We start from the raw sequence: 21,453 nt of genomic DNA on the forward strand, positions 1-21,453 counted from the left end.
TGTGGTCTGCGCGCTGGCTGCTATGAAATCAATGGGTGCCTTACTGGCAGGCCTCGCAGCCCGGGTCGTCGATGGCGCAGAACTTCACGTCCGTGGCGGGAGCCCCGGTGCTGGCCCGTGCGGCGGCGGCGGCGCGGTCCAGGGCACTGGAGGTCTCGACCGCGGCGGGGGAGACCGCGTTCAGCGCGCGGCTCTGGATGGTCGACTTTTCGGCCGCCGTGGCGCTGGTGGTGCGCAGGTAGTAGGTGGTCTTCAAACCGCGCAGCCAGGCCAGCATGTAGGTGTCGTGCAGCTTCTTGCCCGAGGCACCGGCCATGTAGATGTTCAGGCTCTGGGCCTGGTCGATCCACTTCTGGCGGCGTGCAGCGGCTTCCACCAGCCAGGTGGGCTCCACCTCGAAGGCCGTGGCGTACAGCTGCTTGAGGTCCTGCGGCACGCGGTCGATGGCGCGCAGCGAGCCGTCGAAGTGCTTCAGGTCCATGACCATCACGCTGTCCCACAGGCCCAGCTGCTTCAGGTCACGCACCAGGTACTGGTTGATGATGGTGAACTCGCCCGACAGGTTGGACTTCACCGACAGGTTGCCGAACGAGGGCTCGATCGAGGCATCGACGCCGACGATGTTGGAGATGGTGGCAGTGGGCGCAATCGCCACGCAGTTGCTGTTGCGCATGCCATCCTGGGCGATCTTGGCGCGCAGCGCCTCCCAGTCCAGTCGGGTGCTGCGGTCCACATCGACGTAGCCGCCGCGCGCCTGCTCCAGCAGGTTCAGCGAGTCCAGCGGCAGGATGCCCTTGGACCACAGCGAACCCTGGTAGCTGGAGTAGGTGCCACGTTCTTTGGCCAGCTCGGTCGAGGCCCAGTAGGCGTAGTAGCAGATGGCTTCCATAGACGCATCAGCGAACTCCACCGCCGCGTCGCTGGCATACGGCGTGCGCATGGCGTACAGCGCATCCTGGAAGCCCATCAGGCCCAGGCCCACGGGGCGGTGGCGCAGGTTGGCGTCGCGCGCCTTGTCCACGGCGTAGTAGTTGATGTCGATCACGTTGTCCAGCATGCGCATGGCGGTGCGCACGGTCTTGCGCAGCTTGTCGTGGTCCAGCTGGCCATCGCGGATGTGCTGGGCCAGGTTGACCGAGCCCAGGTTGCACACGGCGGTCTCGGTCGCGCTGGTGTTCAGCGTGATTTCGGTGCACAGGTTGGACGAGTGCACCACGCCCACGTGCTGCTGGGGCGAGCGGATGTTGCAAGGATCCTTGAACGTGATCCAGGGGTGGCCGGTCTCGAACAGCATGGACAGCATCTTGCGCCACAGGTCCACGGCGGGCACGCGCTTGAAGAGCTTGAGCTCGCCTGCATCGGCCTGGGCTTCATAGGCGGTGTACGCCTTGGCAAAGGCCTGGCCGTACAGGTCGTGCAGGTCGGGCACGTCGGAAGGGCTGAACAGTGTCCACTGGCCCTTTTCCATCACGCGCTGCATGAACAGGTCGGGGATCCAGTTGGCGGTGTTCATGTCGTGCGTGCGTCGGCGGTCGTCGCCGGTGTTCTTGCGCAGTTCTAGGAACTCTTCGATGTCCAGGTGCCAGGTTTCCAGGTAGGCGCAGACGGCGCCCTTGCGCTTGCCGCCCTGGTTGACGGCCACGGCCGTGTCGTTGACCACCTTCAGGAAGGGCACCACGCCCTGCGATTCGCCGTTCGTACCTTTGATGCGGGCGCCCAGCGCACGCACCGGCGTCCAGTCGTTGCCCAGACCACCCGCAAACTTGGACAGCAGTGCGTTTTCTTTGAGTGCGTCGTAGATGCCACCAAGATCGTCGGGCACGGTGGTCAGGTAGCAGCTGGACAGCTGCGAGCGCTGCGTGCCGCTGTTGAACAGCGTGGGCGTGGACGACATGAAGTCGAAGGAGCTCAGCAGCTCATAGAACTCGATGGCGCGGGCGTTGCGGTCGTCCTCGTTCAGTGCCAGGCCCATGGCCACGCGCATGAAGAAGGACTGGGGCAGCTCGATGCGGGTCTTGCGCACGTGCAGGAAGTAGCGGTCGTACAGGGTCTGCAGGCCCAGGTAGTCGAACTGCTGGTCGCGCTCTGCCTTCAGGGCTGCGCCCAGGCGCGGCAGGTCGAATTGGAGCAGCTCGGGGTTCAGCAGCTCGTGCTCCACACCCTTGGCGATGAAGGCGGGGAAATTCTCGGCGTAGGCCGCGTCCATGTCGGCCGGCTGCACGTCGCGGCCCAGCACCTCGCGCACGATGGTGTGCAGCAGCAGGCGGGCGGTGACGTAGGTGTAGTCGGGGTCGCGCTCGATCAGTGTGCGGGCGGCCAGGATGGCGGCCTTGTAGACCTCGGCCAGGGGCACGCCGTCGTACAGGTTGCGCAGGGTCTCTGCCACGATGGGTGCGGGGCTGATGTCGGCGTTCAGGTCGTGGCAGGCGGCCGTGATCAGCGCCTCCAAGCGGTCCTGGTCCAGCGGTATGCGTTGGCCGTGGTCGGTCACGTGCAGGGTGGGCTTGGGCGCTGCGGCGGCCGCGGCGTCTTCGGCGGCCTTTTTCTTGGCGGCGGCGCGCTCATGGTTGCGGGCTTCGCGGTACAGCACGTAGGCACGGGCCACATCTTGGTGGCCGCCGCGCATCAGGGCCAGCTCTACGTGGTCCTGCACGTCCTCGATGTGGAAGGTGCCGCCCTCGGGGCGCGAGCGCAGCAGCGCGCGAACGACGGCGTTGGTCAGGGCTTCGACGGTTTCGCGAATGCTGGCCGATGCCGCACCTTGTGGGCCACGCACCGCGAGAAAGGCTTTGGTGACAGCAATGGCAATTTTTTGCGGCGCAAACGGCACCACATCACCGCTGCGGCGAATGATTTGGTATTGATCCAGTACGGCTGGAATGCTGCTGGCACCCGGGGTGCGCGGCGTTGCCAAGTCGGAGTTTGAGCTGTTCATCGCGTCTTGCATGAGGGCCTCTTGGTGCGGGTGGCTGGGCACTGCCAAGGAATGCAGTACCCCAAAAAAAACTGTGCTGCGCACTGTTTTTGTGCGCTACCCATGGTGTTTGTAAAAATAAAAAACACTAGGGGTAGTGTATTTGTCTGCTGTGACAAAAGCGTGTTGGTGTGCTGTTGCTACTCCGCAAATTTCCCGGTTGACATGCCGCCAGGCGTTGCGGCATCTGCGCCTGGGCGAAAAAAGCACGACTGTCTGCGGATTACAGGGCCAAAGTGGCGTGCAGGCCTTGCGGGGTGTGGGGCGCGGTATGTGTGGAAAAAGGAATAACCCCCTTAACGTCAGGTGGCTTTGTGGCGCTATATGTGTTGTTTTGATTTTTGTTAAAGCGCTATATGTAGTGTTTACTTAGTGGGGCTGCTCAGGAGTTAAATAAAAAAAAGAGCGCTTGGCGCGCTCTTGGTAAGGGTTTGGTGGCTTTATCTTTTGCAAAGCCTTGATAGATGAGCGCAAGTAGCTCTCTTTTTATGGCTTGTTGGGTGGCACGGTGCTGGGCCATTGCACAGGTAGGTGCTGCAGCTGCTGCTGCAGGTGCGCCCAGTCAAAACCCGGGCCTGGGTCTTGTTTGCGCCCCGGTGCGATGTGCTCGTGCCCGGCAATGTGTGTGAGGGAGTAGTGGGCAGCCAAGGCTTGACACAGGTGCTCCAAGGCTTGGTATTGGGGGACATCAAACTGCCCACCTTCGAGGCCCTCGAGTTCAATACCAATCGAAAAATCATTGCAGTTCTCACGCCCGCACCACTGTGATGTGCCGGCGTGCCACGCGCGATCGTCGCAGCTGACAAACTGCCACACCACGCCTTGGCGCGTGATGAAAAAGTGGGCAGATACCTGCAGTCCTCGAATGCCTTGAAAGTAGGGGTGGGCGTCCCAGTCGAGCTGGTTGGTGAAGAGCTGCTGCACGCAGCCCGTGCCGTATGCACCGGGTGGCAGACTGATGGAGTGCACCACGGCCAGACTGATGTCGACCCCTTCAGGGCGCGGGCCGAAGTTGGGGGAGGGCAGGTGCAGGGCGCTCGAGAGCCAGCCTTGCTGCCAAGTGGGCAGGGATGCGTCAGTGGTGGGCGTCATACAGCGGATTGTCGCTGGATGGTTCCGCCTCATCGGGTGACAGTGGAATTTGCAGCCGCGCTATCCGATAGCGCATTTGGCGCAGGCTGATGCCCAGCCGTGCGGCAGCTGCCGTGCGGTTGAAGCCGCAGCTTTGTAGTGCCCGCATCAAAATGCTGCGCTCTTGCTGGTCCAGCCACGCTTGTAGGTCGCTGGGTAGCTCGTCGGCATCGCAGCTTAGGGGGCTGTGCTGCACAGCAGGGGGCACCACGGTGCCAGCGGCTTCTGGCAGGGCCATCTCTTCATCCAAAGCGATGGCGCGGTGCAGCAGGTTTTCCAGCTCTCGGACGTTGCCGTGCAGCGGTTGCTGCTGCAGATGGGCCAAGACATGGTCAGAGAGCGTGGGCACCAGATTGCCCATGCCCTCGCCGGCAATACGCTGCAGCAACGCGGTGCACAGGGTAGGCACGTCTTCGCGGCGTTCGCGCAGCGGGGGGATGGCAATGTCGATCACATTCAGACGGTAGTACAGATCCTGGCGGAAGTGGCCGGAGTGCACGTCGGCCGCCAAGTCGCGGTGGGTGGCGCTGACAATCCGCACATCGACGGCTTCTTCTTGCGTGGTGCCCAGGGGGCGGACACGGCGCTCTTGGATCACGCGCAGCAATTTGCTTTGCATGGCCAGCGGCAGCTCACCAATCTCATCCAAAAACAAAGTACCGCCGCGTGCTGCGCTGAAAAAACCTTCGCGGTCTGCCGTGGCACCGGTGTAGGCGCCTTTGCGGGCACCAAAAAACTCGGCCTCCAGCAGGTGCTCCGGAATGGCACCGCAGTTCACGGCCACCCACGGGCCGTGCGCACGGTGGCTGCATGCATGCAGGGCCCGCGCCACCAGCTCTTTGCCGGTGCCAGACTCGCCCGTCACCAACACCGGAGCCATGCTTTGCGCCACTTTTTGAATGCGTTGCTTGACCTGTTGTATGGCGGCTGAAGTGCCCACCAAGCGATCCAGCGCGGCCGAAGCCGACAAAATTTCTCCCCCATGGCGGTGCGCCGCCGGAGGGGCGTTGTGCGGCGTAGGTGCGGGTGGTCGCGCTGCTTCATGGCTGACGGCAGAAGCCACGATGGTGCGAAATTGCTTCAGGTCGACGGGCTTGGTGAGGTAATCAAAAGCGCCGTAGCGCAATGCTTCTACGGCATTTTCCGCAGAGCCATAGGCAGTCATCACAATCGCGCGTTCGTTGCGGCGCTGCGCGCACAACTCCCGCAGCAACTCCATGCCCAACCCATCGGGCAGGCGCATGTCGGTAATCAGTACGTCAAAGCGGCAAATTTGCAGATGCGCACGGGCTTGCGCCAAGGTGCCTGCAGTTTCCACGCGGTAGCCTTCACGCAGCAATGTCAGCTCATAGAGCGTGCGCAGATCCGGTTCATCATCGACAACAAGAATGGTGGCTGAAGAATTTCCCATACGGTGATCACATCACAATCGGATCAAACAAGGAAGCGTTGGCAGAGTGCAGGAGTCGGCCTCGCATGCGCACGGTGAAGGCATTACCTGCTTGCATGCCGCGCGCCGTGAGTCGTTCGCAGCGGCTGTAGCTGATGCTGCCCTCATGGCGTTGACAGAGTTCGCGGCAGATATAAAGCCCCAAACCCGTGGAGCGGCTTTGCGACGAGAAAAAAGGCTCAAACAGGTGTTTTTCCACCGAGGCTTCCAGCGGTGCACCTTCGCTCCATACCTGCAGCCAGAAATGCCCTTCACCACCTGCACCGGTCAGCAGTTGCAGGGCGTCTTCATGTTGTGCCTGGCAATGGCGGGCGGCGTTATCCAGCAGGTTCACGACGACGCGACGCAAATGTTCCGTGTCAAAGGCGACGTAAGCATTCGCACTTTGCGGTTGGAAAATTCCGTGAGAAATACCGCTGTTTTGCAGGCGCCATTCTTGCCAGATGTTGGCAAGCTCCACGTCTAACTCCAAGGTGCGTGAGTCGCTGTGCTGGATTTGCTGCTGTACGCGGGCAATGTCCAGCACCTCTTCGGCAATGCGCGCCAGCCGCTGCGCATTTTGTTCCACCATATGACTCAGGCGTTGCTGCGCGGGCTCTGTCAACTCTTCTTGCAGCAAAGCGTTGGCTTGCACAATCGCTGCCAGAGGATTGCGAATTTCATGGGCCACAGCCGCAGACATGCGGCCCATGGCCGCCATTTTCTCGGTGCGCAGGCGCGCTTCGACTTCACGCAGGTCATGCAAAAACATGACGCACAGCCAAGCATGCGGGGCCAGCACACTATCAGTGGCATCGCCCTCCAGCTCTGGCAACCAGCTATCGCCTTCCATGCTGGTGGTGAGCCAGGTGCGTACATACAAGCCTGTTGGGCTTTGACCCACTGCCAGCAGGTGGATGTGCTGGCTGAGTGATTGGCTGCTGGCGTAGGTTTGGTCAACCATGGTGCGCAACGCCTGCCACTCGGGATGCAGCAGGTCATGCAGGCCGAGGGGCGCAGGAAGCCCCAGCAATTCACAGGCTGCAGGGTTGGCCATGCGCACTTGATAGTGCCTGTCGACCACCACCACGCCCTCTGAGAGGTTGGCCACAATCAGGCTGTTGACTTGCGTCTGGGTGCGGGCTGCTTGGCGGTTGGTGCGCGCCTGCCGCTCTTGATAGGCCAGGCGCTGTGCCAGCTGCCGAGTCAGGTAGGCCACGGCAAAAAAACCTGCGCAGACCAAGGCAGTCTGCATATAGCTTTCACCAGAAATGCCCTCCCACTGCCATGCATGAAAAATGTCGATGCCCAGCAAAATCAGGGTAATGCTGGCCGTGGTGGCCAGGGCCAGCCGCATATGGCCCAGCACCGATACGGTGAGGATGGGCAGGGCGAGCAGTGGCGTGTAATGCATTTTGCCCAGCTGCATCTCTTGTAAGAGGCAGATGGTGGCAACGTCAGATGCCAGTAGCAGCAGCCAGGGCCAGCGCCAGTAACTGGCAGGAGGCTTGTGGTGCAGCACAACCCAGCCCAGCAGCGCAATCACCAAGTAGCCGGTGGTGACCAACCACAGCCAATACACATTCTGCGGAAGCCCTGCGGATGTCCATGTCTGGGTTGCAAGCAGTGCAATCAGCAGCGTCGCAACCAGTACCCGGGCCGAGAGAAAGGCCTGCCACAGCCGGCGTGCACTTTGCAGGGGGAGTGTGGTGGCTTGAGGCAAGGCTGGTACGGGGTAACTAGCGAGGGCCGAGGTGGCGGTGCTCAGTGCTGCAGTAGTGGCTGCGGTCTGGGCTGGTGATAGCGTCGCTGGCGGGCAGATGCACGCCGCAGTGCGCGCAGGTCACCATATCTTCGGGCTGGCGCAAGCGTGGCTTGCTGGAAGGCTGCGCAGCCGCTGCTTTGCGACGGTTGTTGCGCCAAATGCCGATGGCAATGATGACCACCAGAGCAACGAGTACATATTTCATGACATGCGTCCTAGCATGACGACTTCCACAACGAAGCGCGAGCCTGCGTAGGCCAGCAATAACAGGGCGGCGCCCGCATAAATCAAGTGCACTGCGTGACGCCCGCGCAGACCAAAGCGCGAGCGGCCAATCAGCAAGCCTGCAAATGCAAACCAAGCCAGCAAGGAGAACACGGTTTTGTGGTCCCAGTGCCAAGCCCGGCCATACAGCGACTCTCCAAATAACCAGCCTGCCAGCAGCGTTGCCGTCAGCAGTACAAAACCAGCGGTGACGAAGCGGAACGTCAGGCGCTCCAGCATCAGCAGGGGCATGCCGTTTTCATCGTTGGTGGCGGCACGCATACGGCGCTCTGCGCGCGACATCAATCCCGCATGCACCACGGCTGCGGCACACAGACCATACGAAGCGATGCCCAGTGCCAAGTGCAGTGGCAGCCACGCCGATGCATGCACGGCCATCGGTTTGCCGGGGAAAAGCTGGGACAGCAGCACCGCCAGCGCACCCAGTATCGAAAGCACGCCCACGGCACGCATCTTGGGGTAGAGCTGCTGCTCAATGGCATACATGGTCAGCATCAGCCATGCAGTCATGGAAAGTGCGGGGGCAAAGCCAAAGCGCGCAGGGGATGCCGTCAAGCCTGCTGCGATGGTGAGCAGATGCAAAACCCATGCTGCGCGCATACCCATGCGGGCATGGTTTTCTGCCATGCGTTGTGCGCCCAATACAGGGACAAGGTAGGCAGCGATGGTGGCCAAAGCCAATGCCGTGGTCCAGCCGGGCGTGCCGGAGAAAAAATGCGTGGAAGACTCCATGCCTGTAATCATAGCTGTCCGCCTTGGACGCTGGGGGCGCTGTTGCATGCTGGCCTTGTGCCTTCTCCGTGCTTGTAGGGTCTGTGTGCTCTGTGCCGCTACAGGGCAGGGCGCGGAGGCAGCGGGTAGAATGGGTCGCTTGTTTGTACAGGGCTGCCCGCGGCGGGCAGCACGGGCACAGCGCGCAGCGCAGCCCCCTGCCCAAGGCGCCGGGCCCCGTGGCCAAGCCGCATACGGCGCATGCTTTTCTCTTCGGACACACTCGCTTATGGCATCCGCACTTACCGACAAACTCTCGCGCCTCGTCAAGGAAATGCGTGGCCAGGCCCGTATTACCGAATCCAATGTGCAAGACATGCTGCGCGAAGTGCGCATGGCGCTGCTGGAGGCGGACGTGGCCTTGCCCGTGGTGCGCGACTTTATTGCACGCGTCAAGGAAAAGGCGCTGGGCCAGGAGGTGCTGGGCAGCCTGAAGCCCGGCCAGGCTTTGGTGGGGATTGTGAACGCCGAACTGGCGGCCACCATGGGCGAAGGCATTGCCGACATCAACCTCAACGCCCAGCCGCCCGCCATCATCTTGATGGCTGGTCTGCAAGGTGCAGGTAAAACGACCACCACGGCCAAATTGGCCAAGCACCTGATTGAAAAGCGCAAGAAAAAGGTGCTGACGGTTTCGGGCGACGTGTACCGCCCTGCGGCGATTGAACAGCTCAAGACCGTGACAGCCCAGGCTGGCGCCGAGTGGTTCCCCTCGACCCCTGACCAGAAGCCCCACGACATTGCTGTGGCAGCGCTGGACTACGCCAAGAAGCATTACTTCGACGTGCTGCTGGTCGACACGGCCGGCCGTCTGGCCATCGACGAGCTGTTGATGGCCGAAATCAAGGACCTGCACGCCACCCTGAACCCGGTGGAAACCCTGTTTGTGGTCGATGCCATGCAGGGTCAGGACGCGATCAACACTGCCAAGGCCTTCAAGGAAGCCCTGCCGCTGACCGGCATCGTGCTGACCAAGCTGGATGGTGACTCGCGCGGTGGCGCGGCGCTGTCGGTGCGCCAGATCACCGGCGCACCCATCAAGTTTGCCGGTGTCTCCGAAAAGCTCGATGGCTTGGAAGTGTTTGATGCCAGCCGCCATGCGCAGCGCGTGCTGGGCATGGGCGACATCGTGGCGCTGGTGGAGCAGGTCACCAAAGGCGTGGACATGGAAGCCGCGCAGAAGATGGCCGAAAAGCTCAAAAGCGGCGATGGTTTTGATCTGAACGACTTCCTGGCGCAACTGCAGCAAATGAAGCAAATGGGTGGCTTGTCGAACTTGATGGACAAACTGCCCAGCGAGATGATGGCCAAGGCCGGTCAGGTGGATATGGACAAGGCCGAGCGCGAAATCAAGCGCAAGGAAGGCATCATCTGCTCGATGACCCTCAAAGAGCGCAAACACCCCGCCCTCATCAAGGCCACGCGCAAAAAGCGCATTGCCGACGGCGCGGGCGTGCAGGTGCAGGAGGTGAACCGTCTGCTCAAGGAATTTGAGCAAATGCAGACCATGATGAAGAAGATGAAGGGCGGCGGCCTCATGAAGATGATGAAGCGCATGGGGGGCATGAAAGCCATGAAGGGCATGATGGGCGGTGGCGGCATGCCCAAGCTGCCGTTCTGACGTTGTAATAGTTCACCACCGTCAATCCCACCGCATCGCAGCAAAACGATGCGGTTTTTTTGTCTCTAAATTTAAAAAATAGGAGCTGGCTGCGCTCTCAGATAAAGGGATTGGCAGGTATTTCTCATTGAAGTGCATAGAAAGACTGCGCTGGCAGCTCTTGTTTTTACTTTTGAGGGGATGTTGCCCATAATGCACGGCATGCAAGCACCGCTTTCTAACCCTTTGTCGCAGCAGTCGTCGCGCCGCGCGTGGCTGTTGATCGGGGCGGCTGCCGTACTGGCTGGCTGCTCCAGTGCTTCCAAGGCGCCCAGTAGCGCGCGTCGTGGTGCGGCGACCTCGGCAGGCCCAGCCCCCGTCGATGCTTTGCAGCTGCACAGCGGTCTGCGCGAAGCCTTGCTCGCTCGTGCGATGCTGGTGGTCAACACGCCCTACACCTATGGTGGCAATTCACCGGAAGGTGGCTTTGACTGCAGTGGCCTGATCCAGTGGGCAGTTCAAGGCATTCACGAAGGGCGCTTGCCGCGCACCACCTCCCAATGGGCGCAGTTCAGCGCGCCAGTGCAAGACCGTGGTCTGCAGCGTGGAGATTTTGTGTTCTTCAATACCTTGGGTGGGCGCTATTCCCATATGGGCATTTTTGTCGGTAATGGGCAGTTTGTGCATGCGCCCTCCAAAGGTGGCACCGTGCAGCGCGTGCGCATGGATCACGTGTACTTTGCCAAGCGTTTTACCGAGGCGCGCAGCATCTTCGCCTGAGCTTGGGCGCCTGGCTTTTGCGCCCCCCAAGGGAGTAGTGGAAACGTGCGCAAAACCGCTTGGGTGTTTGCCTGACAGACAAGGCGCGTAGGTCCGATCAACATGGTGCGCTTAAGGAGGAAGTAGCCATGACCATGACCCAATCCCTTCGTTTGTGTGCAGTCAGCGCTGCGCTGGCAGGTGCCGCCGCCTTGTTGGCAGGGTGCCAAGACTCCGGTCCACAAATGCGGGCAGATACCTTCCCGATGGGGCAAGCGGACAAGTTTGACCAGCCACCACCACGCAAACCTTTGTTGGGTTCAGACAATTATTTGCGCTCGCACGATGTGCTGCCAGTGGCCAAAGCCGATATTCGCGAGCCTTTGCCGCCAGCCGTGCCTTTGCCTGCTGCAACAGCGCAGCAAGAGGTGCTTCAGCCTCAAGACAGCACAGCGCAGCCTTCCGAAGAGCAGGGCGGTGTGACACCTGCAGCCGGCATGGCTGCGGTGATTACGAATGCCCAGGGCGATGGCGAGCAGCACAAGCTTGATGGCACTGTTGCTAAATAAAAGCGCCTGAAGCAGCCTGTGCCAAGGCCTAAAAACCAAAAACCCCGCAATGCGTCAGCACTGCGGGGTTTTAAATTTTGGTGGTCGTAGTGGGACTTGAACCTACGACATCAGCATTATGAATGCTGCGCTCTAACCAACTGAGCTATACGACCGAACTCTGGTGGTCGTAGTGGGACTCGAACCTACGACATCAGCATTATGAATGCTGCGCTCTAACCAACTGAGCTATACGACCAAGAGAGCGTGATTATATATCAAATTTTTTAGAGGTTGACGAAGTTGGCCGGGCGCTTATTCACGAACGCGTCCATGCCTTCCTTTTGGTCCTGGGTGGCAAACAGCGCGTGGAACAGGCGGCGCTCGAACATGACGCCATCGCTGAGGCTGCCTTCAAATGCGCGGTTGACCGATTCTTTGGCCGCCATGACGGCAAGCTGCGAGAAGCCGCTGATAGTGATGGCGGCGCCCAAGGCTTCGTCTGCCAGCTTGTCAAACGGCACCACACGGCTGACAAGGCCTGCACGCTCTGCTTCTTGGGCGTCCATCATGCGGGCCGTCAGGGCCATGTCCATGGCTTTGGATTTGCCCACGGCGCGTGGCAGGCGCTGCGTGCCCCCAGCACCTGGGATGACGCCCAGCTTGATTTCGGGCTGGCCAAACTTGGCGTTGTCAGCCGCAATGATGAAGTCGCACATCATGGCTAGCTCGCAGCCGCCGCCCAGCGCAAAGCCGCTGACCGCCGCAATCACGGGTTTACGGATGCTGCGAATGGCTTCCCAGTTGCGGGTGATGTAGTCGCCTTTGTAGGCATCGGCAAAGCTGTATTTGGCCATGGCACCGATGTCCGCACCTGCGGCAAAGGCACGTTCGCTGCCGGTGATGATCATGCAGCCAATTTTTTCATCGGCATCAAAGGCTTTGAGGGCGGCGCCCAGTTCATCCATCAACTGGTCATTCAGCGCGTTGAGCTGTTTGGGGCGGTTGAGGGTAATGATGCCGACTTTGTCAGCTTCCACGCGCACTTCAATCATTTCGTAGGCCAAGGCTTGTCTCCTAATAGTCATGGGTCATGGTTATGCCACCCATGACTATACCCAAGCGCTGCAGAGGACAGTTCAGGGCGAGAGCCAACGGTTGACAGCGGTGGCGTCCGTGATCGTGAGTTGGTAGTTAGAGGTGGGGGCATCTGCCGCGCCAAGGCTCAAGGGCAGGCGAAGTAGCTGGCGATCGCGCGACACCAGCACAGTGATATGGGGGGTGCCGCGTGCGGCATACAGGTCCAGCTCTTCCAGTTTGGCGATTCGCCATGCGGCAGATTGGCCGTCTTGCGTTGGCACTTCCATGCCGTACCACTCATCACCCGCCATAAAGCCTGCTTGCTCGGCAAGGCCACCGCGCAGTACCTGCTTGATCAAAACGCTGTGGCTTTCCTGGACGCGCAGGCCCAAAGCCTGGGCCGGCGCGGGCTTGTCGGCATCGGTCTGCACGCCGTGCGACTTCAGGAGATCGGGCAAAGGCAGGTCGTCGGTGCCGTGTACCCAGGCCTGCAACTCGGCTTGCCAGCTGCGCCCTGAAAGCTCCTGCAGTACCGCCAGCACATCGGCTTCGGTCATGGCTGCACCTTGGCAGCGCTGCCACAAGCCTCGCATGACGGCATCCAGCGTGGTCTGCCCTTCGCGGCGCAATTGGAGATCGAGACACATGGCGACCAGTGCGCCCTTGGTGTAGTAGCTGACGGTGGCGTTGGCGGTGTTTTCGTCTTGGCGATAGTACTTGACCCAGGCATCAAAGCTGGACTGGGCCACACTTTGCACCTTGCGCCCCGGCGTTTGCTGTACCTGGTTGAGGGTTTTGGTAATGAGCTTGAGGTAGGCGGCGTTGTCGATCAGGCCAGCACGGCGCAGCAGCAAATCGTCGTAATAGCTGGTGAAGCCTTCAAAGAACCACAGCAGTTCGGTGTAGTTCTCCTGGTCGTAGTTGTACGGCACCAGTTCGGCCGGGCGCAGGCGTTTGACGTTCCAGGTGTGGAAGTATTCGTGGCTGATCAATCCCAGTAGCTGGATGTAGCCGTCGCTGGTTTTGTCTACGCCAGTGCGCGGCAAGTCAGCGCGGCTGCAAATCAGTGCGGTGGAGTTGCAGTGCTCCAGGCCGCCATAGCCATCGTGCGTTGCGTTCAGCATGAACACATAGCTGGCATGCGGCGCTTGGCCCCAGAAGTCAATTTCTTGCTCACAGATTTTTTGGGTATCGCGCAGCAGGCGTTCGCCATCAAAGGAAGCGGCAGCACCGGCCACGACAAAGCGGTGTGGCACGCCACGGGCGGTAAAGCAGCCACTCCAGAAGTTGCCCATTTCCACCGGGCAGTCCACCAGCTCGTCATAGTGCGCAGCCGTATACAGGCCAAAGCCTTGGGCATCGGTATCTACAGGAGTCAGCCCGGTCGCCAGCTGCCATGTGGGGGCCTTAGAGCTGGGGCTGATATGCAACTGGTGTGTTTGGGTTTCTTGACCATGCACACGCAGCAGCAAGCTGGTGCCGTTGAAGAAGCCACGGCGCTGATCCAGCCAAGCAGTGCGCACCGAAGTGTCATACGCGCTGACTTCGTAGCTCAACTCCAGAGGCTGACCGGCTTGGCAGTTCAGTTGCCACTGGTGCTTGCTCAACTGCTGGATGGTGATGGCATGGCCGCCTTGCTGCGCTTGTAAGTTTTGCAGGTTTTTGGCGAATTCACGCACCAGGTAGCTCCCGGGTATCCATACGGGGAGTGAGACACGCTGCTGTGCGCTGGGCTGGGCAATCGAAAGGGTAACCCGGTACAGGTGGGCATGCAGATCATGCAGCTGAACGCGGTAATGCAGGGTGGGGGTTGCGGTGTGAGGCATAGCGGTAGAGATCTAATTCAGACGCTGCGGCATGCCTGGCGGCTGTGCCGCAAGTGAAACAGGCTGCCGAAGCAGCCTGTTTGTCATCATTTATTTTTTGTGGGCTGCAGCCAGGTATTTTTCCACCTCGCTGGAAGGAATCGCTCCGGGCACACGGGTATTGTCAGCAAAGATCAAAGTGGGGGTACCGGTAATCTTGTGCTTGCGGCCCAGCGCCAGGTTGCGCTCAATGGCGTCAATGTCACAGCTGGCGGCGGCAGGATTTTTATCCCGCAGCATCAGTTCGTGCCAAGTTTTGGCGCTGTCTTTGGCACACCAGATATTGCGCGACTTTTCTGCAGAGTCGCGGCTCAGGATTGGGTAGAGGAACAGGTAAACCGTGACGTTGTCTACGTTTTGCATGTCGCGCTCAAAACGCTTGCAGTAGCCGCAGTTGGGGTCTTCAAAAACCGCCAGTTTGCGCTCGCCCTTGCCGCGCACGATCTTGACGGCATCGTTCAGCGGCAGGTTTTTGAAATCCACCGCCGTCAATTGGTTGATACGGTCTTCCGTCAGGTTGCGCTGTGCCTTGGTGTCAATCAGTTCGCCTTGAATCAGGTAGTCACCGGTCTCGTTGGAATAAAACACATCCGTGCCCACGCGCACTTCGTACAAGCCCTTCATAGGGGTGGGCTTGACTTCATCCACGCGCTGCAGCTGAGGAATACGCTCTGCCAGGGTCTTGGTGATTTGGTCTTGAGGTTGGGCTGCAAAGGCACAGCCCCAAGCAGCAGTGGCCAACAACGCCGTGGCGAACAGTTTCATGGCAAAAATTCCAGTGAATAAAAGATAAACAGGTGTTGGGGCGCGAAACGAACAAAAGGTTCCTTCGCGCGAGGAGTGCACCTAGCGGGGCAGGCCCATGGCTTGGCGAGCCGTCCAGTCTTTGAGCAGGCCGCTGCGCTCAAAGCTGCGCAGTCCCCAGTTTCTCAAGGCTTGCACCGGTGCTTCCGGGCGCGTAAACAGTTGCTGCAGACCGTCCATGGCCAAGCCCAGGGGGGCCAGTCCGGCTTTGCGCTCGCGTTCATAGCGGCGCAACAGTTTCAAGTCACCGGTGCTGCGCCAGTCACCACGCGCTTGCAGAATACGCGACAGCGCTTGTACGTCAGCCAGTCCGATGTTCAAACCTTGGCCAGCCAGCGGGTGCACATTGTGCGCTGCGTCGCCAGCCAGCACCCAACTGGTGGGGGTGCGAGCCTCCGTCGTTCCGGGGAATGGGCCACACCAGCGCTTGGCTACGGCTTGCTGCAAAGGCCAGACCATGCGCAGGCCTTGCAATTGCAACTGGCCGAGGCTGCTTTGGCTGATCTCGCTCAGCGCTTGGGTAAATGTGGCTTCATCGGTGCTTTGCCAGTGGGCGGCATCTGCTTGGGCCACCGACCACACCACTGCCACGCTGTGGCCGTCGGCACCTTCCAGCGGTAACAGCGCCAAAATGCCTTGGGGAGAGAACCACTGGCGCGCGACTTGGCCGTGCGGCAATTCGCAGCGCAACCGGGTGGCAATCGCGTGCTGTCCGTAGGGCGTGACATCAAAATCCACGCCAAACTCGGCGCGGGTGGCGCTGGCTCGGCCTTCGCAGATGGCGGTCAAAGGTGCTTGCACGGGGCTGTCCACCACTTCGACTTGGGGCTGGTAGCGCACGGCTTCGGCCAGACGCTGCTCCAGCGCAGGCACATCCACAATCCATGCCAGCGCTTCTACGCCTTGCGCACCTGCGTCAAAGTGCACGCTGCCATCCACATCGCCATGCACTTCCATGTGTTTGACGGCGGTGGCAAAAGGCGCATCTGGCCATGTGCGCAAGGACTCCAGCAATTGCTTGGAGTTGGTGTTGAGTGCATACGCCCGGACATCGGCATGGCTGGGCTCGGCACGCGGTGCAGCGACCAACGCGACGCGCAGCCGCTCGCGGGCCAATAAGAGAGCCAGGGTACGGCCGACAATGCCGGCTCCGCGGATACATACATCAAAGGTTTGCGCCATGGGCTGCATTGTAGGAGGGCTGGCCGTCGCCGTTGAGAAGGACGGTTTCCTGCAATCAAGCCTGCAGCCCATATCGCCAAAATGAGTCAGCCAGTCACAATAAGCGCATGACCATTTCCTTCATTGAACAAGCAGATGTCACAGGCACGATCGGTGCACTGTGGGTCTTTCCTGTCAAATCCTGTGCAGGTGTGTCTGTACAGTCGGCCCAATTACTGCCCACTGGCTTGAAGTGGGATCGCGCTTGGATGGTGGTAGACCCTGAAGGCGTCTTCATCACCCAGCGCGAAGTGCCACAGATGGCGCTGATTCAGCCATGGATTGACGAGCAAGCCGGCACACTGCAACTGCAGTACCCCGGCGCACCTGGATTGACGGTGCCCTTGGCTGTGCCTGGCGCAAGCGATGCGTCGCAGATGCGGGTGCAGGTCTGGGACAGCCATGTCAACGCCTGGGATACAGGGGAGGCGGCCGCTGCATGGTTTAGCCAGGTGCTGGGGCGGGCATGCCATTTGGTGCGCTTTGATGGCGCGCAGCAGCGCTTGTCGGGCAGCCGATGGACCGGGGGCATCGAGGGCGCTACCCAATTTGCCGACGGCTACCCTTTGTTGGTCACCACCAGCAGCGCCTTTGATGGCCTGAACGACAAGCTGCAAGCGCAGGGGCATGAACGCGTAGATGGCCTGCGCTTTCGCGCCAACATCGTGCTTGATGGCTTGGCCGAGCATGAGGAAGATTTCATCGAGACCTTGTGGGTGCACGCAGAGGCAGCGCCTGTGGCCATTCGCTTGGGCAAACCTTGTGCGCGCTGCCCCATCCCGAATATTGACCCACGCACCGCTCAGTCCAGCCCCGAGGTGAGTGACACCATTGCCCAATACCGCCAGGATGCCCGCATGGATGGTGCTATTACTTTTGGGATGAATGCGGTTGTGGCTGAGGGCGCTGGGCAGGTGCTGCGCGTGGGCCAGCCTGTAGGCGGTCAACTTAAATTTGAATAACGCGCGCCATGCTTCGCTAAGATGCCACCTAGATTTTGGAGGAGTTCCCATGAAATATATGTTGCTGGCCACTGCCGCAGCCCTCGCCTTGGCTGGCTGTGCCACCCAATCCGCCGACCCGATGGCCAAAGAGGCCGCCCCCTACGTTGCTAAACCTGACTATGAGCACGCCATGGTGTGCGACACCCGCTACGACGACTTGCAAAAGTGCGAAGCCACCTTGAAGTCACTGTGCGGTGAGCGCGGCTTCTTGGACTTGCGCATTCGCCCCCTGCGTGAGCCCGGCGCCAGCGTAGATAGCTCTACGCATCGCCTGCTGCAATTGCAGTGCAAGGCGCGGGCTGCCAAGTAACGCTCCTCAGCCTTGGAGCTGATGGATGCCAAAGCCAACCTTTCGGTTGGCTTTTTTATGCATGAAATAAGGCTCTAGCGCTTATCAGGATTGCGCTGATAGCTATTTTTTATTGCATGAATGGCTGGCGGTGCTGGGTGTACACAGGCTGGGGTGAAATTCCGGCCTGTGTCATCCAAGCCCACGCAAAATCTAGCGTGGAGAGCGACTTGCTACAGGGAAGTACGGTGCGCCAGATGGGCAGTAACTGAGTGCGAAACCGCCTGGCCCCGCCTGACATTCCCCGGTCATTACAATCACCCCCTGATTCCTGTGACTCCACCGTGCCGCCCAAGGCCGCGGGGTTGCACACTTACTAGAACCAGTGTTGATTTCCACGCAGAACTGACCCGGTGGGCATGCGGACAAAAACTTGGACTATCAGAGGAGATAGTTCATGTACACATACGCAGACAGGATGCGAGCGGTTGAGCTTTACATCAGACTTGGATTGCGTGTCAGGGCCACGATCCGCCAGTTGGGATACCCAACGAAGAACGCATTAAAAGGTTGGTATCAGCAGTACCTGAAGCATCAGGATTTGCCTGAGAACAAAGCACCAAGAGCGCAGAAATACTCACTGGAGCAAAGACAGGCGGCAGTCGCTTATTACCGTGCCCATGATCGCTGTATTGCTGCAACGATGAGGGCTTTAGGCTACCCAGGCCGAGGTACGTTGACTGCCTGGGTTCGGCAAGACTGTCCTGAGACGAGCAAATCGATAGTGGGTAGAGCTTGGCCGGCTGCCAAGCCTGATGCGCTGATGTGTGAGGGGGTTGTGCAACTGTGTGCCCGGCAATCGACAGCACAGGAGGTTGCGCAGAAGTTGGGGGTGTGTAGAGGAACCTTGTACAACTGGAAAAATCAGTTGCTTGGCCCTTATGCCCCTGCATCCATGAAACCTACCCCAAAGCAATCCCCAGTATTGGATGAAGTAGCACTCAAGCGCCAAATCGAAACATTGCGTCAGGATGTACGGAGGCTGAAGCTCGAGCGTGAGCTTCTGAAACGGGCTCACGAAATCTTAAAACAAGGCAGCGACATTGATCTGCATAGGCTGACCAACAAGGATAAGGTTGTACTGGTTGAAGCGCTGCGTGCGCAGTATGAATTGCCAGAGCTGCTTTCCCTTGTAAGCCTTGCTAGAAGCTCGTATTTCTACCATCGCTCCCGGGTGAAACTGGCAGATAAATACGTGGATGTACGCCGCAACATCACAGAAATCTTCAAAGCTAACTACCGCTGCTATGGCTATCGCAGGGTACAGGCATCCCTAATCCAAGAGTGCAAAGGCATCTCCGAGAAAGTGGTGCGCCGACTAATGAAGCAAGAAGGACTGCTCGTGTCCAAGCCTAAACGCCGCAGGTACAACTCGTACCTAGGTGAGATCAGCGCAGCCCCGCAAAACATCATCAATAGAGACTTCCATGCCGCTGCACCCAATCAGAAGTGGCTCACCGACATTACTGAATTCCAGATTCCCGCGGGCAAGATTTACCTGTCGCCAGTGATTGATTGTTTCGATGGGATGGTGGTGAGCTGGAGCATAGGTAGCCATCCCAATGCCCACCTCGTCAACACTATGCTCGATGCTGCCATTGATACTGTCCAATGCAACGAGGTCCGGCCTGTAATTCATTCGGATCGTGGGGCTCACTATCGTTGGCCAGGCTGGCTCTCAAGGGTGCATGATGCAAAGCTGGTTCGCTCAATGTCCCGCAAAGGGTGCTCACCGGACAATGCAGCATGCGAAGGCTTCTTTGGCAGACTGAAGATTGAGCTGTTCTATCCGGGTAACTGGCAATCAACGACGATTGAGCAGTTCATTGAAGCCGTAGATACCTACATCCGTTGGTACAACGAAAAACGTATCAAGGTATCTCTGGGGCGTTTGAGCCCTGTGCAATACCGGCAAAAACTTGGTCTAGCCGCATAAAACCAGTCCAAGTTTTTATCCGCATCCCCAGTGGGTCACTTCTGGATGGAAATCAACAGGGGGGCTAATCCAAGAAAATCAAGGGGCACTGCTTGAGTTACATAGAGCCATTCCCGTGCCTACCAGAGACGTTCCTCTTGCTGAAATTCTTGAATTCAAAAGGCGTCGCGCTGATGAGTTATTGCTGCTAAGGACGCATTTAGATTCTTTCGTTGGAGAAATTCAACGGGCAGAAGATAAGCCTGCAGCATTGGAGAAGCTGATAGAGGAGATTGACTCGGCATGCTCAGACCTTCTCAAAGTTGGTAAGGAATGGCAGTTCCCTGTTTACCTATCCAATCTGAAAGCATCTTTCAGTCTCAGTCCTACTAAGTTCTTGCCAGCCGTCATGGGGGGATGGAAGTTGGCGGAGCCTTATGGTCTCACCGCAGCCTCGGCTGTAGCTACAGCGTCTGGGCTGGCTAGCACAATAGAAGTTAAAGGGGACTTTGGATTCCGCTCGGTCAAGCGTCCCGTGAGTCCATACCGCTACGCCTTCCATGCTCACGAAGAGCTCCGGTAGGTGAGACACAAGGGTGTGCCACAAGCCCTTGTTTTGATCTACGATCTAGGGCTGTTGCAGGGGCTGCCATAAGGGCACAAAAGTGTGTGCCACTTCCCATCATTCGCTCCATCGTTTCCCTAACTTGCGGACTGCACGGCAGCCTGAATTTTCACTAGTTCTGCCGAAACTGCTGTCAGCTCCACAGCAACATATTGGCGGTTGAGTGTGTCTGACCTGGGCGGTGTGTGGTTGAGGATTCGACGCAGCACGGAATCCGGTATGCCTTGAGCCTTACCGACAGAAGCATGCAGTTTGCGAAGATCGTGAAGCATGAACTTCGGCGCTCCTGCGCGTATTGCCATCTCGGCAAGGTGCTCCACGCTGACCCCTTTGAAAAGCGTTTGTGGCGCTGCTAGACCCTTACAGCGGCGGCGCAAGATGGCATCCATCAGTGGCGTTATGGGAAGCCTATGAGGCTTGCCGTTCTTGGTCATCGGTATGGTGATCAGCCCTTTCTCGAAATCGACCTGCTCACGCGTTAGTCCTGCGCATTCACTACGCCGTAGGCCGGTATACAGCAGCAGCATCAAGCAATCCCTCTGAGGCTCAGGCAAGGTATCCACTGCACTTTTCCATGCAGGTAGGTCGCTGACCTCTAGCGTTCTTGGTCTGGGCTTTGCACGTTCGGGCATCAAGCCTGCGGCGGCCAGCTTGGTGAAGGGGGTAGCCAACTCCAAGCCATGCACAGCATTTGTATATTTGATAAGCGCACCTATCACGCCACGACCGAACTCAACCAGCGCAGCGCCTTTTGTTTGTGCGAACTGGTGGCAGTGTTCAGCAAAGCTGGGGTGGCGCAGGTCGTCCACAGGCCGGTGTAGCCATTCGGCAAAGTGCGTGCGGAAGAACGAGTCGTAGCGCTTACGGCTTGCCTCCTTGAGTTTCTTGGCATCACAGTAAGCGGGTAGCAGCTCTGCAAGCGTAGGAAGTGCTTTGAACGCTTTTTCAGGACGCTCTGGCAATACACCACGTCGGCACTCTCTTAATAGAGCCATGGCCCGATCTCGGGCTTCCTCAACGCTTATCAGGGGCCAGCGTCCCAAGGTGCATCGGAACTGCTTACCCCGCACGCTAGTAGCAACTTGAAAGGTCTTGGTGCGTGCGCCAACCTTCACACAGAACCCGCACAGCACTCGGTCACGCAGGATTACCCCGGGCCGCAATCCGTCCCTCACCAGCAGAGATTCGCTGATCATTACAATCGGCATAGATTTCAGTGACAAAACTGGCACAAAACTCTGCAAAAACAGAGCGTCCACGTCACATCTCTTCAAAAGAACCAGATTCGCTGCAATGCGGATCGGGCACTTCCGCCACCCGGGTGTGGT

Annotated in this window: 18 protein-coding genes and 2 tRNA genes; 7 read left to right on the top strand and 13 right to left on the bottom strand. The window is 59.2% G+C overall.

Features of this window, described 5'->3' with window-relative positions; all coding sequences use genetic code 11:
- Window positions 1-40: 40 nt before the first annotated feature.
- The 6 genes from QEP12_RS01350 to QEP12_RS01375 form a co-directional block, all read right to left on the bottom strand.
- On the bottom strand, window positions 41-2,947 hold the full coding sequence (locus tag QEP12_RS01350) for a ribonucleoside-diphosphate reductase subunit alpha (protein WP_284213133.1): 2,907 nt from the start codon (window positions 2,945-2,947) through the stop codon (window positions 41-43).
- Window positions 2,948-3,460: 513 nt separating this feature from the next.
- Window positions 3,461-4,066: a 1,6-anhydro-N-acetylmuramyl-L-alanine amidase AmpD gene (gene ampD / locus QEP12_RS01355; RefSeq protein ID WP_174862847.1), complete on the bottom strand. Its 606-nt coding sequence runs from the start codon at window positions 4,064-4,066 to the stop codon at window positions 3,461-3,463.
- Window positions 4,050-5,516, bottom strand: a complete 1,467-nt coding sequence (locus QEP12_RS01360) for a sigma-54-dependent transcriptional regulator (RefSeq protein WP_174862846.1) — start codon at window positions 5,514-5,516, stop codon at window positions 4,050-4,052. The genes ampD and QEP12_RS01360 overlap by 17 nt, the downstream gene beginning before the upstream one ends.
- A gap of 7 nt (window positions 5,517-5,523) precedes the next feature.
- Window positions 5,524-7,257: a sensor histidine kinase gene (locus QEP12_RS01365; protein WP_284213134.1), complete on the bottom strand. Its 1,734-nt coding sequence runs from the start codon at window positions 7,255-7,257 to the stop codon at window positions 5,524-5,526.
- Between the two features lie 16 nt (window positions 7,258-7,273).
- Entirely contained in the window at window positions 7,274-7,504 is a 231-nt protein-coding gene (locus tag QEP12_RS01370; RefSeq protein ID WP_174862844.1) for a PP0621 family protein, read from the bottom strand.
- Window positions 7,501-8,316 (bottom strand): cytochrome C assembly family protein, encoded by an 816-nt coding sequence (locus QEP12_RS01375; RefSeq protein WP_174862848.1) that lies wholly within the window; start codon window positions 8,314-8,316, stop codon window positions 7,501-7,503. The genes QEP12_RS01370 and QEP12_RS01375 overlap by 4 nt, the downstream gene beginning before the upstream one ends.
- A 268-nt stretch (window positions 8,317-8,584) precedes the next feature.
- Here QEP12_RS01375 and ffh point away from each other — a divergent pair, with 268 nt between their 5' ends.
- The 3 genes from ffh to QEP12_RS01390 all read left to right on the top strand — a co-directional run bounded on the left by ffh (window position 8,585) and on the right by QEP12_RS01390 (window position 11,283).
- Window positions 8,585-9,976 (top strand): signal recognition particle protein, encoded by a 1,392-nt coding sequence (ffh, locus tag QEP12_RS01380; protein ID WP_219162740.1) that lies wholly within the window; start codon window positions 8,585-8,587, stop codon window positions 9,974-9,976.
- Window positions 9,977-10,177: 201 nt separating this feature from the next.
- Window positions 10,178-10,735 (top strand): C40 family peptidase, encoded by a 558-nt coding sequence (locus QEP12_RS01385; RefSeq protein WP_174862843.1) that lies wholly within the window; start codon window positions 10,178-10,180, stop codon window positions 10,733-10,735.
- A 128-nt stretch (window positions 10,736-10,863) separates the two neighbouring features.
- A complete protein-coding gene (locus QEP12_RS01390) occupies window positions 10,864-11,283 on the top strand; it encodes a hypothetical protein (RefSeq protein WP_219162738.1) in 420 nt (139 codons plus the stop codon).
- Between the two features lie 78 nt (window positions 11,284-11,361).
- On the opposite strand, the gene QEP12_RS01395 is transcribed toward QEP12_RS01390, so the two are convergent.
- The 6 genes from QEP12_RS01395 to QEP12_RS01420 all read right to left on the bottom strand — a co-directional run bounded on the left by QEP12_RS01395 (window position 11,362) and on the right by QEP12_RS01420 (window position 16,193).
- Window positions 11,362-11,438: transfer RNA gene (locus QEP12_RS01395), tRNA-Met, on the bottom strand.
- Window positions 11,439-11,444: 6 nt separating this feature from the next.
- A tRNA-Met gene (locus QEP12_RS01400) sits at window positions 11,445-11,521 on the bottom strand.
- Between the two features lie 28 nt (window positions 11,522-11,549).
- Window positions 11,550-12,329 (bottom strand): enoyl-CoA hydratase, encoded by a 780-nt coding sequence (locus QEP12_RS01405; protein ID WP_174862841.1) that lies wholly within the window; start codon window positions 12,327-12,329, stop codon window positions 11,550-11,552.
- A 72-nt stretch (window positions 12,330-12,401) separates the two neighbouring features.
- A complete protein-coding gene (locus tag QEP12_RS01410; protein WP_284213135.1) occupies window positions 12,402-14,168 on the bottom strand; it encodes a M61 family metallopeptidase in 1,767 nt (588 codons plus the stop codon).
- A 90-nt stretch (window positions 14,169-14,258) separates the two neighbouring features.
- Window positions 14,259-14,972 (bottom strand): DsbC family protein, encoded by a 714-nt coding sequence (locus tag QEP12_RS01415; protein ID WP_284213136.1) that lies wholly within the window; start codon window positions 14,970-14,972, stop codon window positions 14,259-14,261.
- A gap of 81 nt (window positions 14,973-15,053) precedes the next feature.
- The gene (locus QEP12_RS01420; RefSeq protein ID WP_284213137.1) at window positions 15,054-16,193 is read right to left on the bottom strand and encodes an FAD-dependent monooxygenase; all 1,140 of its coding nucleotides are present in this window, start codon (window positions 16,191-16,193) and stop codon (window positions 15,054-15,056) included.
- A 107-nt stretch (window positions 16,194-16,300) separates the two neighbouring features.
- Between QEP12_RS01420 and QEP12_RS01425 the strand changes: the two genes are divergently transcribed.
- From QEP12_RS01425 to QEP12_RS17040, 4 genes are all read left to right on the top strand, one after another.
- Entirely contained in the window at window positions 16,301-17,194 is an 894-nt protein-coding gene (locus QEP12_RS01425; protein ID WP_284213138.1) for an MOSC domain-containing protein, read from the top strand.
- A 49-nt stretch (window positions 17,195-17,243) separates the two neighbouring features.
- A complete protein-coding gene (locus tag QEP12_RS01430) occupies window positions 17,244-17,546 on the top strand; it encodes a hypothetical protein (protein ID WP_174862840.1) in 303 nt (100 codons plus the stop codon).
- A gap of 436 nt (window positions 17,547-17,982) precedes the next feature.
- On the top strand, window positions 17,983-19,521 hold the full coding sequence (locus QEP12_RS01435) for an IS3 family transposase (RefSeq protein ID WP_284213140.1): 1,539 nt from the start codon (window positions 17,983-17,985) through the stop codon (window positions 19,519-19,521).
- A gap of 67 nt (window positions 19,522-19,588) precedes the next feature.
- Window positions 19,589-20,083 carry a DUF6236 family protein gene (locus QEP12_RS17040; RefSeq protein ID WP_431308050.1) on the top strand — a complete coding sequence of 165 codons (495 nt, stop codon included), beginning with the start codon at window positions 19,589-19,591 and terminating at the stop codon, window positions 20,081-20,083.
- A gap of 119 nt (window positions 20,084-20,202) precedes the next feature.
- Here QEP12_RS17040 and QEP12_RS01440 read toward each other — a convergent pair whose 3' ends face one another.
- Entirely contained in the window at window positions 20,203-21,384 is a 1,182-nt protein-coding gene (locus tag QEP12_RS01440; RefSeq protein WP_174862478.1) for a tyrosine-type recombinase/integrase, read from the bottom strand.
- Between the last annotated feature and the right edge of the window lie 69 nt (window positions 21,385-21,453).

This window comes from Comamonas jiangduensis (assembly GCF_030162955.1).
Lineage (GTDB): Bacteria > Pseudomonadota > Gammaproteobacteria > Burkholderiales > Burkholderiaceae_C > Comamonas > Comamonas jiangduensis.